The sequence below is a fragment of the Bradyrhizobium sp. WYCCWR 12699 genome (assembly GCF_032144035.1).
Classification (GTDB): Bacteria; Pseudomonadota; Alphaproteobacteria; order Rhizobiales; family Xanthobacteraceae; genus Bradyrhizobium.
Window position 1 is genome coordinate 268672 of sequence record NZ_JAVTJN010000030.1, and the last position, 16320, is coordinate 284991.

The 16320-nt window shown below is 65.1% G+C and carries 16 protein-coding genes; 3 read left to right on the forward strand and 13 right to left on the reverse strand.

All coding sequences use genetic code 11. The features are described from left to right. The first annotated feature begins 36 nt into the window (after positions 1-36). Entirely contained in the window at positions 37-1224 is a 1188-nt protein-coding gene (locus RPS27_RS12120; protein WP_194408487.1) for an O-succinylhomoserine sulfhydrylase, read from the forward strand. Positions 1225-1358: 134 nt separating this feature from the next. On the opposite strand, the gene RPS27_RS12125 is transcribed toward RPS27_RS12120, so the two are convergent. From RPS27_RS12125 to RPS27_RS12135, 3 genes are read right to left on the reverse strand one after another with little or no spacing between them, the layout of a single operon-like run. Next, positions 1359-2357 (reverse strand): SGNH/GDSL hydrolase family protein, encoded by a 999-nt coding sequence (locus RPS27_RS12125; protein WP_194404866.1) that lies wholly within the window; start codon positions 2355-2357, stop codon positions 1359-1361. 12 nt (positions 2358-2369) lie between these two features. Further along, positions 2370-3140, reverse strand: a complete 771-nt coding sequence (locus RPS27_RS12130; protein WP_211415552.1) for an SGNH/GDSL hydrolase family protein — start codon at positions 3138-3140, stop codon at positions 2370-2372. Further along, positions 3140-4405 carry an OpgC domain-containing protein gene (locus RPS27_RS12135; RefSeq protein WP_194404868.1) on the reverse strand — a complete coding sequence of 422 codons (1266 nt, stop codon included), beginning with the start codon at positions 4403-4405 and terminating at the stop codon, positions 3140-3142. The genes RPS27_RS12130 and RPS27_RS12135 overlap by 1 nt, the downstream gene beginning before the upstream one ends. 236 nt (positions 4406-4641) lie before the next feature. On the opposite strand from RPS27_RS12135, the gene apaG reads away from it, so the two are divergent. Beyond that, a complete protein-coding gene (gene apaG / locus RPS27_RS12140; protein ID WP_028138966.1) occupies positions 4642-5034 on the forward strand; it encodes a Co2+/Mg2+ efflux protein ApaG in 393 nt (130 codons plus the stop codon). 147 nt (positions 5035-5181) lie between these two features. Here the strand turns inward: apaG and RPS27_RS12145 are convergent, their stop codons facing one another. The 3 genes from RPS27_RS12145 to RPS27_RS12155 all read right to left on the reverse strand — a co-directional run bounded on the left by RPS27_RS12145 (position 5182) and on the right by RPS27_RS12155 (position 8493). After that, complete coding sequence (locus tag RPS27_RS12145; RefSeq protein WP_211415550.1) at positions 5182-6201, reverse strand: Hsp33 family molecular chaperone; 1020 nt, start codon at positions 6199-6201, stop codon at positions 5182-5184. Positions 6202-6364: 163 nt separating this feature from the next. Then, positions 6365-7288, reverse strand: coding sequence for an ornithine carbamoyltransferase (gene argF, locus RPS27_RS12150; protein ID WP_194404870.1), 924 nt, complete (start codon positions 7286-7288; stop codon positions 6365-6367). After that, entirely contained in the window at positions 7288-8493 is a 1206-nt protein-coding gene (locus RPS27_RS12155; RefSeq protein WP_211415549.1) for an aspartate aminotransferase family protein, read from the reverse strand. The genes argF and RPS27_RS12155 overlap by 1 nt, the downstream gene beginning before the upstream one ends. Positions 8494-8950: 457 nt before the next feature. Here RPS27_RS12155 and RPS27_RS12160 point away from each other — a divergent pair, with 457 nt between their 5' ends. Then, positions 8951-9463, forward strand: a complete 513-nt coding sequence (locus RPS27_RS12160) for a GcrA family cell cycle regulator (RefSeq protein WP_014491301.1) — start codon at positions 8951-8953, stop codon at positions 9461-9463. 72 nt (positions 9464-9535) lie between these two features. Here RPS27_RS12160 and phoB read toward each other — a convergent pair whose 3' ends face one another. From phoB to RPS27_RS12195, 7 genes are all read right to left on the reverse strand, one after another. Continuing rightward, positions 9536-10243, reverse strand: coding sequence for a phosphate regulon transcriptional regulator PhoB (gene phoB, locus RPS27_RS12165; RefSeq protein WP_008143479.1), 708 nt, complete (start codon positions 10241-10243; stop codon positions 9536-9538). Between the two features lie 37 nt (positions 10244-10280). Beyond that, positions 10281-10997: a phosphate signaling complex protein PhoU gene (gene phoU, locus RPS27_RS12170; RefSeq protein WP_194404872.1), complete on the reverse strand. Its 717-nt coding sequence runs from the start codon at positions 10995-10997 to the stop codon at positions 10281-10283. Between the two features lie 11 nt (positions 10998-11008). Beyond that, positions 11009-11830: a phosphate ABC transporter ATP-binding protein PstB gene (gene pstB, locus RPS27_RS12175; protein WP_211415548.1), complete on the reverse strand. Its 822-nt coding sequence runs from the start codon at positions 11828-11830 to the stop codon at positions 11009-11011. Further along, positions 11827-12672, reverse strand: coding sequence for a phosphate ABC transporter permease PstA (gene pstA, locus RPS27_RS12180; RefSeq protein ID WP_194404874.1), 846 nt, complete (start codon positions 12670-12672; stop codon positions 11827-11829). The genes pstB and pstA overlap by 4 nt, the downstream gene beginning before the upstream one ends. A gap of 4 nt (positions 12673-12676) precedes the next feature. Next, positions 12677-13666, reverse strand: coding sequence for a phosphate ABC transporter permease subunit PstC (gene pstC, locus RPS27_RS12185; protein ID WP_194408488.1), 990 nt, complete (start codon positions 13664-13666; stop codon positions 12677-12679). 170 nt (positions 13667-13836) lie between these two features. Continuing rightward, on the reverse strand, positions 13837-14850 hold the full coding sequence (gene pstS / locus RPS27_RS12190; protein WP_212065077.1) for a phosphate ABC transporter substrate-binding protein PstS: 1014 nt from the start codon (positions 14848-14850) through the stop codon (positions 13837-13839). A gap of 145 nt (positions 14851-14995) precedes the next feature. Then, positions 14996-16294, reverse strand: a complete 1299-nt coding sequence (locus RPS27_RS12195; protein WP_313754049.1) for an ATP-binding protein — start codon at positions 16292-16294, stop codon at positions 14996-14998. Between the last annotated feature and the right edge of the window lie 26 nt (positions 16295-16320).

Consider the following 16320-nt stretch of genomic DNA (forward strand, 5'->3'; position numbering starts at 1 on the left):
ACCGTCTTCGACGAGACGGTCATGTCGGAGGGTCCTATGTCGAAGTCGCCTGCTGCTTACCGCCCCGAAACTCGCCTGGTCCATTCCGGCACCCTGCGCTCGCAATATGGCGAGACGTCGGAGTCGCTGTTCCTGACCCAGGGCTACGTCTACAACAGCGCCGAGGAGTGCGAGGCGCGGTTCAAGGGCGAGGATCCGGGCTTCATCTATTCGCGCTACTCCAATCCCACCATCGCAATGTTCGAGCGCCGCATGATCGAGCTCGAGGGCGCCGAAGCCGCCCGCTCGGCGGCGACAGGCATGGCCGCGGTGACGACCGCGATCCTTGCGCCGCTCAAGGCCGGCGATCACGTGGTGGCCTCACGGGCGCTGTTCGGCTCGTGCCTCTACGTCGTGCAGGACCTGTTGCCGCGCTATGGCATCGAGACCACGCTGGTCGACGGGCTCGACCTCGACCAGTGGCAGCGCGCATTGCGACCGAACACCAAGACGTTCTTCCTGGAGAGCCCGACCAATCCGACGCTGGATGTGCTCGACATTCCCGGGATCGCCGAGATCGCGCACAAGGGCGGCGCGCGGCTCGTGGTCGACAACGTGTTCGCAACGCCGATTTGGCAGAGCCCGCTCGCGCTCGGCGCCGACGTGGTGGTCTATTCCGCGACCAAGCATATCGACGGCCAGGGCCGCTGCCTCGGCGGCATCATCCTGTCCTCGGAAGCCTTCATCGCGGAACACATCCACAATTTCATGCGCCAGACCGGGCCGTCGATCTCGCCGTTCAACGCCTGGGTCCTGCTCAAGGGTCTGGAGACGCTGGGCGTGCGCGTGCGCGCGCAGACCGATACCGCCTCGCGCATCGCCGAGGTGCTGGCGAGCCATCCGAAGATCGCACGGCTGGTCTATCCCGGACGCGCCGATCATCCGCAGGCGGCGCTGGTGAAAAAGCAGATGCGCGGCGGCTCGACGCTGGTCGGCTTCGAGGTCAAGGGCGGCAAGGCTGCCGCGTTCCGCGTGCTCAACGAGCTGAAGCTTGCGCGGATCTCGAACAATCTCGGCGACGCCAAGAGCCTCGTCACGCATCCGGCCACCACGACGCATCAGCGCCTGAAACCGGAAGACCGCGCCGCGCTCGGCATCGGCGAAGGTTTCATCCGCTTCTCGGCAGGCCTGGAGCATCCGGACGATCTGATCGAGGATCTGACGGCGGCGCTGGAGAAGGCGTGATCGCTTGGTAGGGCGGGTTGGCCGAAGGCGTAACCCGCCGCTTCCGTTTCCGCACAGACAGACAATGGCGGGTTACGCCGAGCAGATGCGCTTCGCGCATCTGCAGGGCTAACCCCGCCCTACGCGCCGTCTTTTCACATCGGCCGGTACGTCCGCACGTCCGCCGGCACGTTCACGCCGAGCCTGATCTGGCCGACGGAGCGGATGATGTCGTCGCCGAGCAGCTGCGCGAAGCAGGCATAGCCCCAATCGTTCATGTGCAGGCCGTCGGCGATGACGAAGCTCTCGACCGGGATCGATTGGTTCTCGTGCCAGTCGCGCATCACCTCGAAGCGCGGAAAGATGCCGACGTGACGCAGCTCGGCGACCTTGCCGAGCAGGTGCACCATCTTGCCGGCACTCTCCTTGCGCTGGTTGACGGCGGGCGAATATTGCGGATCGACCAGCACGATGTCGGCGCCGCCCGCGGCCTGGATGCGGCTGATGCCGTCCTCGACCAGTTTTGCGGTCTCGCCGGGATCGAGATTGCGCAGCACTGCGTTGGTGCCGACCTGCCAGATCACGAGATCCGGATGCACGTCGATCACCTGCGTCTGGAGGCGCTTCATCATCTCGGGCGCGTCCTCGCCGCCGACGCCGGCATTGACGACGGTGATGTCCGCGGTCGGATAGTGCCGGCGCAGCTGCGCGGCGAGCCGGTTCGGATAGTTGAACTCCGGCGAGCTGGCGCCGAAGCCTGCGGTCGACGACGAGCCGAACGCGACGATGAGGACGGGCTTGCCCGCAACGAGCTTGCCCGCGACATGCGGCAGCGAGCCCATCGCCTTCGCGCCGCCCTTGTTCGCGTCTTTGGGCGGCAGGCAAGGCACGCGGCTGAAAATATCGGCGGCGGATTTGGCGACCTGCTTCACCTTGTCGATGGCGCGCGACGTGACGCCGCGCTGCTCCGGTGAGGTCACCGCAACGGTGGTCTGCGAGGGCGAGGTGGGAGCGGGATCAGCCGATTGCACTGGCGCGGGCGTCGCCTGTGCGGTCTGCGCATGCGATTGCGAGGCCGGCGCCAGCAACAGCAGCGCTGCTGCCGCAGGCGCGGTCAGCCATGCCGTCAGACAAAAAGGGCGAAGAGAACTCATTAACGCTAGACCTCAATTTTGCTGCTGGGCCGGCTCCAGATGGGCAGCGTCGATCACGAACTGTGCCAACGCCCGGCCGAGGCAATCATGAACCTGTTTCGCCAGCTCGGGCCCGCGGGACGGGCTGAACAGGTCGAATTGACCCTGGTCATTCCACTGCCGCATGATCGCGAAACGGTCGAACAGCGGAATATCATGCTCCTGGGCCACCACGCGCATATTATCGAGAAATGGTTGGGCCGAGATCATCGTTTCGGTGCGCGGGCTGTACTGCAAATTCATCAAGACGACGTCGGTCCCTGCCTTTTGCAACGCAACAACCCCAGAGGTCACGGCGCTGCGGAATTCATCGGGATCGATGGATCGGATGGCGTCCACGGTCCCGGTCTGCCAGACCACCAAAGTAGGCGTTTTTGCTTCCATCAGCTTAACGAAGGTCGAGGCGGTCTCCTCGGCCGTCTTCTTGCTCTGTATTTCTACGGAGACGTGCACCACCTCCGACGCCGGCAGCTTGTCCTTGAGGATCGCCTCCATGCGCGCGGGATAGGAGCTGCTCTCCGAGGACGGAATCGTGGTCGAACGGCTGCCGATGACCAGGATCTCGAGCGGCTTGCCGGCCTTGACGGCGTCGGCGACCTTGGGAAGCTGACTTTCGCTGGTCAGCAAATAGGACGGCAATTCGCACGCGGCAGGTACGGCAGGCGCAGCATCGCCCGCGCGCGCCACAGGCGCGGCGAGGCTACCGCATAGCAGGATCAGGCTCAGGAGAACCTTCGCCTTCATCAGCCCCCTCCCGCCAGATCGGCGTTGCCGACGGCGTTTTTGGTTTTCGCACCGCTCTTGTCAGCCACGCGCTTGTACCACGAAATCACCCAGGCCACGCCCCACATGATCAGCACCCCGGAGAGACTAATCAGCGCATGCATGGCTGCCCCGCCGGAGACTTCGGCGAGAATGAAATGGCCGGCAAAGGCCAAGAAGACGCCGAGGCAGAAAATCTCGAGGGAGTGCTGCCCGCATAGAATCAATGGTCGTAGCCAGCGCGATTTCAAGCCCGGCCAATCCCGGGGTAGGAAGCGCACGGTGAGCGCCGCCAGCGCCAGGAAATGCGTGAAGCGCAGCACGTCGAGATCGGTCTTGTCGATCGGGTACATCCACTGCTCGATCCGCTTCGGCATGAACTGGGAGAGCTGCGGCACGTACCAGGTCAGCGTCACGTAGAACGCCGCGACGAGATAGGCGATCGAGATCCACATCGTCACCGGCGAGGCCAGGATACGGGACATGCGTCGCGCACCTCCGAGCGCGCACCATGCACCGAACACGAACAACAATTGCCAGGCGAAGGGGTTGAAGGCCCAGAAGCCGTTCGGATAGGCCGACAGGTAAAGGTCATACTCCCAGGTCACCGCGTAGAGCACGACCGAGAGGCCGAGCGTGACGTCGGGCCGCCATTTCATCGACCACAGGATCAGCGGCAGCGCCATCATCAGCACGATGTAGAGCGGCAGCACGTCCATGTTGACGGGGCGGAAACGCAGCAGCAGCGCCTGCACGATGGTGACGTCGGGCTGCTTGAGGAAATCCATGATGCCCATCTCTTCGGTGTAGAGCGGGTTCTCGAAGCTGGTCGCGACATAGGAGATTTCGGCGAGGAAGATCGTGAACAGGAAGACGTGGGCGACGTAGATCTGCCAGACCCGGCGCAGGATGCGCGCGGTGGCGATGACGAAACCGCTCTCCAGCATCGCCCTTCCATAGACGAAGGCGGCGGTGTAGCCGGAGATGAAGATGAAGATCTCGGTGGCGTCGCTGAAGCCGTAATTGCGGATCGTGAACCAGGTCAAAAGGCTGGGCGGCAGATGGTCGATGAAGATCAGCCACAGCGCGAGCCCGCGGAACAGGTCGAGCCGGAGCTCGCGCTCGCCGATTGCGGGCAGCGTGATGGCCGGCGCCCGCAGGCGCGGCTTCGCCTCCGCAGGCCTACTGTCTGCAGGCTTGGCGGTTCCCGCGATCGTCGATCCCGTTACTTGGTCGGCAATGGTCATCGGGGCGCAAAAACCCTTCCGCAAATCGCGACGTATGAAGGAGTGTACCGGTCCGGTCGAACTCTCGCAAAGCGGCCGGATCACATGGGGGTCTCCCGAAGGTGTTTCCCTCCAAGGGGATGTCCTGCGGGGGTTTCCCTTAGGGGTGTCATTCCCTTCGAATTCTGGCGGGACGATGTCGCCAAACCCGGCCGCGGCGTTTGGTTCCGGCGCCCGATTTCGGTATGGTGGCAGCCATGTACCGCGCCGTGACCCGCCACATCGAAGTGACCGTCGAGCCGAACTTTGTTCCGGAGCAGTCGTCGGCCGACCGCTCCCGCTATTTCTGGTCCTACACGATCGTCATCACCAATTCGGGCGAGGAGACCGTGCAGCTCAAGACGCGGCACTGGATCATCACCGATGCCTCCGGCCGCCAGCAGGAGGTGAAGGGCGAGGGCGTGGTCGGCGAGCAGCCGATCCTGGCCCCCGGCGAGCGCTTCGAATACACCTCGGGCGTCCCGCTCTCGACCGCCTCCGGCTTCATGACCGGCCGCTACCAGATGGTCAGCGAAAGCGGCGAACGCTTCGAGATCGACGTGCCGGCGTTTTCGCTGGACAGCCCGGACAGCAAGCGGGTGTTGAACTAAGGGGCCGGTCTCGCAGGTGCCGCAGGGTGGGCAAAGCGACTTGTCCGCCGTAGCTCGAAGAGCGAAGGCGTGCCCACGTATCGTTCGCAACCGAGAGAGCTCGTGGGCACGGCGCAAATGTGCCTTTGCCCACCCTAGGAGAGCTCGCTACGCGTCTTCCACGCCCGCTTCGTGCGGGGTGAACTGATACACCGAGCTGCAGAACTCGCAGGTCACGACCACCTTGTCGTCCTTGACCATCGCAGCACGATCATCCGGCGAGAAGCTCTGGAGCATCGAAGCGACCGCATCGCGCGAGCAGGAGCACTGCGCCTTGAGAACCATCGGATTGAACACGCGCACGCCGCGCTCGTGGAACAAGCGGAACAGCAGCCGCTCGCCGGAGAGCTCGGGATCGATCAGCTCGACGTCCTCGACGGTCTCGATCAGCGAGCGTGCCTCGACCCAGGCATCGTCCTCGGCGACGGCATGCACCTCGATGCCGTCAGGAGCATCGCCGGGATGCAGATCGGCCTGCCGCGCGCGCTCCGGCGCCTTCGGCAGAAACTGCATCAGCATGCCGCCGGCGCGCCAGCGATGCTTGCCGCCATCGGCGGAGCGCCACTCCTCGCCGACCGCGAGGCGCACGCGCGTCGGGATCTGCTCGGAGCGCAGGAAATATTCATGGGCGGCGTCTTCCAGGGTGCCGCCGTCGAGCGCGACCAGACCCTGGTAGCGGCTCATGTCAGGGCCCTGATCGATGGTCATGGCGAGATGACCGCGGCCGAGCAGCGCACCGGAATCCATGCCAGATTTCTGGGCTTCCCCAAGGCGCGCGGCATCGAAGCGCGCATAGGCGCGCAGGCGATCCGGCGCCTGATAGTCCACCACCAGGAACGACACCGGACCGTCGGTCTGCGCCTGCAGGATGAAGCGGCCCTCGAATTTCAGCGCCGAGCCGAGCAGCGTCGTCAGCACGATGGCCTCGCCCAGCAGCTTGCCCACGGGCGCGGGATAATCGTGCTTGGTGAGAATGTCGTCGAGCGCCGGGCCTAGCCGCACAAGGCGGCCGCGTACGTCGAGCGCATCGACCTCGTAGGGCAGCACGGCGTCATCGATCGGAATCGAAGATGGCGCGCGAACCGGACCTTCGGACCCGGTTTTCATGTCAGGGGATTGGGAAACCATGGCGCATTATCTGGGGTCGGTCGATGCAAATTGAAAGAGGCATGCCCGCATTCCTCACGGAACGACGGCTCGCGTAGCCCGGATGGAGCGCAGCGTAATCCGGGAGATCTTTCCGCGCGTTGAGAACCCGGATTTCGCTGCGCTCCATCCGAGCTACAAGAAGCTACTTCACCGCGTCAAAGCACCAGGCCAGAATGCCCTTCTGCGCGTGCAGGCGGTTTTCGGCCTCGTCGAACACGACCGATTGCGGGCCGTCGATCACCTCATCGGTGACCTCCTCGCCGCGATGGGCGGGCAGGCAGTGCATGAACAGCGCATCCGGCTTGGCCAGCGACATCAGCTTGCCATTGACCTGATAGGGCTTGAGCACGTTGTGGCGATGCTCGCCTTCCTTGTCGCCCATCGACACCCAGGTGTCGGTGACGACGCAGTCGGCGCCCTTCACGGCGGCCTCGGGATCGGTGCCGAGCATGATCGGCGCGCCAGTCGACTTGATAAAGTCGCGCATCGCCTTTTTCGGCGCGAGCTCCGGGGGCGTCGCGACATTGAGCTGGAACTTGAAGCGCTCGGCGGCATGCGCCCAGGACGCCAGCACGTTGTTGTCGTCACCGGTCCAGGCCACCGTCTTGCCCTCGATCGGGCCGCGATGCTCCTCATAGGTCATGAGGTCGGCCATCACCTGGCAGGGATGCGAGCGCCGCGTCAGGCCGTTGATGACGGGCACGGTGGCGTTGGCCGCGAGCTCCAGCAGCGCATCGTGGTTGAGGATGCGGATCATGATGGCGTCGACATAGCGCGACAGCACGCGCGCGGTGTCGGCGATGGTCTCGCCGCGGCCGAGCTGCATCTCGGCGCCGGTGAGCATGATGGGCTCGCCGCCGAGCTGGCGCATGGCGACGTCGAACGACACCCGCGTCCGCGTCGAGGGGCGCTCGAAGATCATCGCCAGCGTCTTGCCTTCGAGCGGCCGCACCGGCTGCTGCGCCTTCTGCTTCGCCTTCATGGCGCTTGACGCCGCGAGCATGCGCTTGAGCTCCGACAGCGGGAGCTCGTTGATGTCGAGGAAATGCTTCGGGGACTTGCTCATCAGCTTGCCCGCTTGGTCTGGCCGGCCGCCAATGCGGAGCAGGCACGCTCGAGCCTGGTGACGCTGTCCTCGATCTCGGCTTCGGTGACGATCAGGGGCGGCAGGAAGCGCACGACATTGTCGCCGGCGCCGACGGTCAGCAGCTTCTCGTCGCGCAAGGCGGCCACGAGATCGCCCGAGGGCACGACGGCCTTGATGCCGATCAGGAGGCCCTCGCCGCGCACTTCGCTGACGATGTCGGGGTGACGGTCGATCACTGAGGCGAGCTTCTGCTTGAGCAGCAGCGACATCTTCTGCACGTGGTCGAAGAAGCCTGGCTTGAGCATGACGTCGAGCACGGCGTTGGCCGCGGAGATCGCCAGCGGATTGCCGCCGAAGGTCGAGCCGTGGGAGCCCGGCCCCATGCCGGCCGCCGCATCCGCGGTCGCCAGCACCGCGCCGATCGGGAAGCCGCCGCCGAGCGCCTTGGCCAGCGACATCACGTCAGGCGTCACGCCGGTACGCCGATAGGCGAACAGATCGCCGCTGCGGCCCATGCCGGTCTGCACCTCGTCGAAGGCGAGCAGCAGGCCCTTCTCGTCGCAAAGCTGGCGCAGCGCCTTGAGGAAATTGGGCGGTGCCGAGCGCACGCCGCCCTCGCCCTGGATCGGCTCGATCAGGATGCCGGCGGTGTTGGGGCCGATCGCCTTCTTGACGGCTTCGAGGTCGCCATGCGGCACCTGGTCGAAGCCGTCCATCGGCGGTCCAAAGCCTTCGAGATATTTTGCAGAACCGGTCGCAGCCAAGGTCGCCAGCGTGCGGCCGTGGAAGGCGCCTTCGAAGGTGATGATGCGATAACGTTCCGGATGGCCCTTGGAGAAGTGATGATGGCGGACCAGCTTGATCACGCCCTCCAGCGCCTCGGCGCCGGAATTGCAGAAGAACACGAAGTCCGCAAAGCTCTCGTTGCACAGGCGCGCGGCGAGCTTCTCGCCGTCCGGGCTCTGGAACAGGTTCGACATGTGCCACAGCTTCGTCGCCTGCTCCTGCAACGCCTTGACCAGCGCGGGATGGGCGTGGCCAAGCGCGTTCACAGCGACGCCCGAGGTGAAATCGAGATAGCGATCGCCATTGGTCGCGATCAGCCAGCAGCCTTCGCCGCGCTCAAAACCGAGGTTGGCCCTGGCGAAAACGGGGAGCAAATGCGGGGCTACGCTGTTAGTCATGACGGTCACTTGATGTTGCGGACGGTGTGAGGCGTGCATTGCGCAACGCACCATTGACCGGCCCGGAAAACGAAACGTGCCGCCTTTTAAGGGCGGCACGCGGGACTATCTTAGGCCTGGTGAAACGGGTGTCAATGCCGCCCGAAAGCCTCGGGAAACGCAGATTCCGTAGTCTTGCGGTGGCGATTTTGCGGGTTTTACACCACGGAACATGTGGAAGCGAGTCGGCGGACTCTTGCGCGTGAGTCACGCCATATTGTAGCGTTTGGGCTGTCAGATACGACATCTCGTGCAGCAGTTCTGATCCCAAGAGTCCTCATGTACCGGCGTAAACGTTCGGGCGCGAGTAGCGCGCCCGGCGAGCCTTAAGGGATTCTGACGGCACGGGTTTTTGAGGCTTAGGCATTCGCCGCACGGACCGCCAGGATGGCAGAAGTGCAGCGAGGGAAAGGGTGCAATGACGGTTTTGACCTGGTCCGACGATCGCGTCGAGCAGCTGAAAAAGCTCTGGGAGGCCGGATTGTCGGCCAGCCAGATCGCAGCAGAGCTCGGCAATGTGACCCGCAATGCCGTGATCGGCAAAGTGCACAGGCTCGGCCTGTCCGGCCGCGCCAAGAGCCCTTCGTCGGCCGCGCCGCGGCCGCGCAAGGCACGCCCGGCGCAGCACATGATGCGGGTGACCCGCCCCATTGCGCGCGGCAACACCGCACTGGCGCAGGCCTTCGAGGTCGAAGTCGAGGCCGAACCGGTCACCTACGACAACGTGGTGCCGATGAGCCAGCGGCTGTCGCTGCTCGAGCTCAACGAGGCGACCTGCCACTGGCCGGTCGGCGATCCCTCGAGCCCGGATTTCTTCTTCTGCGGCGGCAAGGCGCTGTCCGGCCTGCCCTACTGCGCCCAGCATTCGCGCGTGGCGTATCAGCCGGCAGCGGATCGCCGGCGCGCACCGGCGAAGCCGGGCCCGCGGTAAACACGGTCTCAGGCATCGAGACGAAAAAGCGCGCCAGCTGGCGCGCTTTTTGTTGGATTACGGAAGCAGGTCCTACGTCTGCTCCGCCTTCGCAAAGCGATCATCCAGCGCATAGCCGGCGCCGCGGACGGTGCGGATCGGGTCCTGCTCGCGGCCGAGATTGAGCAGCTTGCGCAGGCGACCGATATGGACGTCGACGGTACGCTCGTCGATGTAGATGTCGCGGCCCCAGACGCTGTCGAGCAGCTGCTCGCGCGAGAACACGCGGCCGGGATGCTCCAGGAAGAACTCCAGAAGCCGATATTCGGTCGGGCCGAGATCGATCGGGCGGCCCGAGCGCGCCACGCGGCGCTTGTCGCGATCCAGCTCGATGTCGCCATAGGCCAGCACGGTCGCGAGCCGCTCGGGACTGGCGCGCCTGAGCAGGCCCTTCACGCGCGCCAAGAGCTCCGGCACCGAGAACGGCTTGACGATGTAGTCGTCGGCGCCGGTCGCAAGGCCGCGCACCCGCTCGCTCTCCTCGCCGCGCGCGGTGAGCATGATGATCGGCAGTTGCTTGGTCTCGGGCCGGGTGCGCAGGCGCCGGCACAGCTCGATGCCCGAGAGGCCCGGCAGCATCCAGTCGAGCACGATCAGATCGGGAATGTGCTCTTTGAGGCGGGTGTCGGCGTCGTCGCCGCGCATCACCGTCTCGACGTCATAGCCGTCGCCTTCGAGGTTGTAACGCAGAAGCTCGGTGAGAGCTTCCTCGTCCTCAACCACCATAATGCGTGCGCCCATGGTGTCGTCGCTCCTTAGGTCTTCGGATATCAAGTCTTCAGGTATTCGGGACCGTCGTGGCGAAAGTCGTCATGTCGCCCTTCGGCCGCTTGTCGGTGATCGCCTGGCCCTCGATCATGTAGAACACGGTCTCGGCGATGTTGGTGGCGTGGTCGCCGATCCGCTCGATGTTCTTGGCGCAGAACATCAGATGGATGCAGAACGAGATGTTGCGCGGATCCTCCATCATGTAGGTGAGGAGCTCGCGGAACAGCGAGGTGCAGATCGCGTCGACTTCCTCGTCGCCCTTCCACACGGCCATCGCCGCCGGCAGATCATGCGCGGCATAGGCATCCAGCACCGACTTGACCTGCTGCTGCACGAGGTCGGTCATGTGCTCGAGGCCGCGGAACAGCTTGAGCGGATGGAAGTCGGTCTCCAGCGCGGCGACGCGCTTGCCCATGTTCTTGGCGAGATCGCCGATGCGCTCGAGGTCGGTCGCAACGCGCATGGCGCCGACGATCTCGCGCAGATCCACCGCCATCGGCTGGCGGCGGGCGATGGTGAGCACGGCGCGCTCCTCGATGCGCTTCTGCAGCGCGTCGAGATCGGCGTCGATGGTGACGACGCGCTGGCCGAGCGCGACGTCGCGGCGGATCAGCGCGCCGACGGAATCGACGATCATGCGCTCGGCGATTCCGCCCATCTCGGCGACCAGGCGGGTGAGCTCCTGGAGGTCGGTGTCGAAAGCCTTTGCGGTATGTTCAGAACCCATGTTGCGTCTCCTCAGCCGAACCGGCCGGTGATGTAATCCTGCGTGCGCCGATCGCTCGGCGACGTGAAGATCTTGCTGGTGTCGTCGAACTCGATCAGCTCGCCGAGATACATGAAGGCGGTCTTGTCGGAGACGCGCGCCGCCTGCTGCATGTTGTGGGTGACGATCGCGATCGTGTAGTTCTCGGACAATTCCTGGATCAGCTCCTCGACCTTGGCGGTCGAGATCGGGTCGAGCGCCGAGCAGGGCTCGTCGAACAGGATCACTTCAGGCCGCACCGCGACGGTGCGGGCGATGCACAGGCGCTGCTGCTGGCCGCCGGACAGCGACAGGCCGGAGGCGTTGAGCTTGTCCTTGACCTCGTTCCACAGCGCGCCGCCGCGCAGCGCCTTCTCGACCCGGTCGTCCATCTCGGACTTCGAGATCTTCTCGTAGAGGCGGATGCCGAAGGCGATGTTCTCGTAGATCGTCATCGGGAACGGCGTCGGCTTCTGGAATACCATGCCGACCCGGGCGCGCAGCAGGTTGAGGTCGAGCTTGGGATCGAGGATGTTGGTGTGGTCGAGCAACAGCTGGCCGGTGGCGCGCTGTCCCGGATAGAGGTCGTACATCCGGTTGAAGATGCGCAGCAGCGTGGACTTGCCGCAGCCCGACGGGCCGATGAAGGCCGTGACGCGATTGGCGCCGAGCGTCAGATTGATGTTCTTCAGCGCGTGGTGCTCACCGTAGTAGAAATTCAGGTTGCGCGCGGTGACCTTGGCTGGCGCCTCGGGCAGCGGCTGCGAGCCGGGGTGAACGCTCGGCGCGCTGACGGAAACAGAGATTTCACTCATTTTGCAGTCCTCTCGGCGCCGATGATGCGGGCGCCAATGTTCAGGGCAAGCACGGTCAGGGTGATCAGCAGGGCGCCGCTCCAGGCGAGCTGCTTCCAATAGGCGTAGGGGCTCTGCACGAAGTTGTTGATGGTGACTGGAAGGTTCGCCATCGTCTTGTCCAGGCCGAGACTGAAGAACTGGTTCGACAGCGCGGTGAACAGCAGCGGCGCCGTCTCGCCGGCGACGCGCGCGGTGGCCAGCAGCACGCCGGTGATGAGGCCGGAGCGCGCCGCGCGATAGGCGATCCGCTTGATCACCAGCGAGCGCGGCAGGCCGAGCGCGCTGGCGGCTTCACGCAGCGGGTTCGGCACCAGCAGCAGCATGTCCTCGGTGGTGCGCACCACGACCGGGATCACGATCACGGCAAGCGCCAGCGCGCCCGCGATCGCCGAGAAGCCGCGCATCGGCACCACCACCGCGCCGTAGATGAACAGGCCGATGATGATCGAGGGCGCCGAGAGCAGGATGTCGTTGATGAAGCGGATCACCGAGGTCAACTTGTCGTTGCGGCCGTACTCGGCGAGATAGGTGCCGGCGAACAGGCCGAGCGGCGCGCCGATGCCGACGCCGAGCACGGTCATGATGATCGAGCCGACGATGGCGTTGCGCAGGCCGCCCTCGGTCGAGCCGGGCGGCGGCGTGTCTGCGGTGAAGAGCTGAACGTTCAGGCCCGCCACGCCGTTGTAGAGCAGCGTGATCAGGATCAGCGCGAGCCAAGTGACGCCGAAGGCGGCGGCCGCGAAGCAAAGACCGCGGATGATGAAATCCTTGCGGCGGCGGCGTGAATAGATCGGATTCATGGCGCTAGTTCCCCGCCTTCTTTTCCAGCCGCATCAGCATCAGCCGCGCCGCCGCAAGCACGAAGAACGTCAGCACGAACAGCAAGAGGCCGAGCAGGATCAGGCCGGACTGATGCAGGCCGTCGCTCTCGGCGAATTCGGAGGCGATCGCCGCCGAGATCGTGGTGCCCGGGGCGAAGATCGACGACGAGATACGAAACGAGTTGCCGATGATGAAGGTCACCGCCATGGTCTCGCCGAGCGCGCGGCCCAGCGCCAGCATGACGCCGCCGATGACGCCGACGCGGGTGTAGGGGATCACCACGCTGCGGACGACTTCCCAGGTGGTGCAGCCGACGCCGTAGGCGGCTTCCTTGAGGACCGGCGGCACCGTCTTGAACACGTCGACCGAAATCGAGGTGATGAAGGGCAGCACCATGATGGCGAGGATCAGCGCGGCGTTGAACAGGCTGAGATAGGACGGGGGACCTGCGAAGATCGCGCCCAGCACAGGGACGCCGTCGAAGATCCTGATCATGAAGGGCTGGAAGGTGTTGGCCAGGAACGGCCCCAGCACGAAGAAGCCCCACATGCCGTAGATGATCGACGGGATTCCGGCGAGCAGTTCGATCGCCATGCCGATCGGGCGGCGCAGCCATTGCGGGCAGAGCTCGGTGAGGAAGATGGCGATGCCGAGGCCGACGGGAATGGCGATCAGCATCGCGATGAAGGAGGTGACCAGCGTGCCGTACATCGGCCCGAGCGCACCGAGCACCGGCGGATCGGCGGACGGCGCCCAGCGCTGCGTCCACAGGAAGGAGAGGCCGTACTCCTTGATCGCCGGGAACGCGCCGACGATCAGCGAGATGATGATGCCGCCGAGAATGAGCAGCACCGAGATCGCGGACAGCCGCGTGATCCAGTAGAAGGTGACGTCGCCGAGCTTGAACGCGCTCAAGGCCTTGGCGCGGTCATACGGTCCGGCGTCGTCGATTACATCGCTCTGAACGGCCATTTCTGCCACGCCGATCCCCTGCATCCGTCTATATACGCTTGTTCTTGGTGTTTTTGGTGCCGTGCCCCGGATGCGGTGCGCCGCTGATCCGGGGCCTAGCGTTTGTGGGTCCCGGCTCTGCGCCGCAACGTTTCACGTTGCAGCGCGTCCGGGACACGAGAGGAGAGCGCTTAGCTCTTGATCTCGGCAGCCCAGGTCTTCTCGATCAGCTGGACGACGCTGTCCGGCATCGGGATGTAGTCGAGCTCTTCAGCCGCCTTGCCGCCGTTCTTGAAGGCCCAGCGGAAGAACTTGATGGCTTCCTGCGAGGCCGCCTTGTCGGTCGCGGACTTGTGCATGAGGATGAAGGTCGCCGCGGTGATCGGCCAGGACTTCTCGCCGGGCTGGTCGGTCAGGATGACGTAATAGCCGGGCGCCTTGGCCCAGTCGGCGTTGGAGGCGGCCGCCTGGAAGGCTTCGACGGTGGGCTGCACCGGCTTGCCGGCCTTGTTGACGAGACCGGTGTAGGTCAGCTTGTTCTGCTTGGCGTAGGCGTACTCGACATAGCCGATCGAGTTCTTGGTCTGGCTGATGTTGCCCGACACGCCTTCATTGCCCTTGGCGCCAACGCCGACCGGCCACTCGACCGCGGTGCCTTCGCCGACCTTGCTCTTCCAGTCCGCGCTGGCCTTGGAGAGATAGTTGGTGAAGTTGAAGGTGGTGCCCGAACCGTCCGAGCGGCGGACGACGGTGATGGCTTCCGAGGGCAGCTTCGCGCTCGGATTGAGCTTCTTGATCGCGGCGTCGTCCCATTTGGTGATCTTGCCGAGATAGATGTTGGCCAGCGTCTCGCCGTCGAACACCAGCTCGCCCGGCTTCACACCCTCGAGGTTGACCACGGGAACGATGGCGCCCATCACCATCGGCCACTGCACGAGGCCGTCCTTTTCGAGCTGCTCGGCCTTGAGCGGCGCATCGCTGGCGCCGAAGGTCACGGTCTTGGCCTGGATCTGCTTGATGCCGCCGCCGGAACCGATCGACTGGTAGTTCAAGCCGTTGCCGGTCTCTTTCTTGTAGGCGTCAGCCCACTTCGAATAGATCGGGAACGGGAACGTCGCACCGGCACCGGTGATATCGGCGGCAAGCGCCGCCGTCGTCGATGCGGCGACCATGCCGGCAGCGACGATCGTTCTGAGGAAATTCATGCTGGTCTCCATTGGGGGGAGCGAAGCGCCATCCGCGCCCGATCGCGCTCCCCGCGCCGCCCCCTTTAGGAGCGGTCGGCTGTGCTTTTACGAAGGTTTCGTGACAGTCGGATGACACCAGCAAGCAACTGAAATCGCTCGCGTTTCAGGTCGATCCGGGAGTCTTGATCTGGGGAAAACAGGCGGTGAAAGTGGCGCCCTGTTTGGGCACGCTTTCGATGAAAAGCCGGCCGCGATGGCGGTTAAGGATATGTTTCACCAGCGATAATCCGAGTCCGGTTCCACCCTGCAAGCGGCTGTCGCCGACGTCCACCCGGTAGAACCGCTCGGTCAGCCGCGGCAGGTGCTCGGGCGCGATGCCGGGCCCGAAATCGCGCACCGTGATCCGGATTTCCTGAGTTCCGTCAGTGGCCGCGGCGGAGGTCAGCGACACGATGACGCGTCCGCCGGAGGCGCCGTATTTGAGCGCGTTCTCGATCAAATTCTCGAACAGGCGGAGCAACTCCTCGCGGTCGCCCGCGATCATCACCGGCCCATCCGGCAGATGAATCTCGACCTCGACCTGGCGCTCGCGCGCCAGCGGCTCGAGCCCGTCGGCGACCTGGCGGATGATCGGCAAGAGATCGACCAGGGTGTCGGGGCGGACATGGGCCGACAGCTCGACCCGCGACAGCGACAACAGATCGTCGATCAGGCGCGCCATGCGGGTGGCCTGGTTGTGCATGATGCCGAGGAAGCGCTCGCGCGCCTTGGGATCGTCCTTGGCCTGGCCCTGCAGCGTGTCGATGAAGCCCGACAGCGCGGCCAGCGGCGTGCGCAGCTCGTGGCTGGCATTGGCGACGAAGTCGGCGCGCATCTCCTCGACCCGGCGCAGCGGCGTCTGGTCGTGGAAGGTCATCAGCATGCATTTATCGGTGCCGCCGAAGCTGGTCGGCACCGGCACCGGCGTGATCGTGAGCTCCAACCAGCGATCGACCGGGACATGGTCGAGATAGGTCGCGCGCCGCGGCTCGGAGGTCGCGATCGCCTCTCTCAGCGCCGTGATGATCTCCGGCGAGCGCAGCGCGAACTGAGCAAGCTCGTTCCGGCGCAGCGCCGGCGCGAGCTGGGCGGCGGCGGCATTGAGGTGGATGACGCGGCCGGCGCGGTCGAGCAGCACCGCCGGATCCGGCATGCCCGCGACGACCGCGGCCACCGCCGCGCTCTCGACCGGGTTGATGCGCCTGACGTCGTCGCGGGACGCGGCGGGATCATGCAGGCGCCACGGGATCAGCGCAGCGGCGGCGATGCACAGGAACACGATCGCGGCGTGCAGCGCCGACAATTCGCCGAGCGAGACGATGACGGACAGCGCCAGCGCCGCGGCGATCAGGATGATCGTCGAGTGCCGCAGCCGGTCGGACCATGGCTGGGTGGAGGGAGAAGATGGGGCGTCGATCGCCATCGGGGCGGACTTCTCCTAAAGGGCCT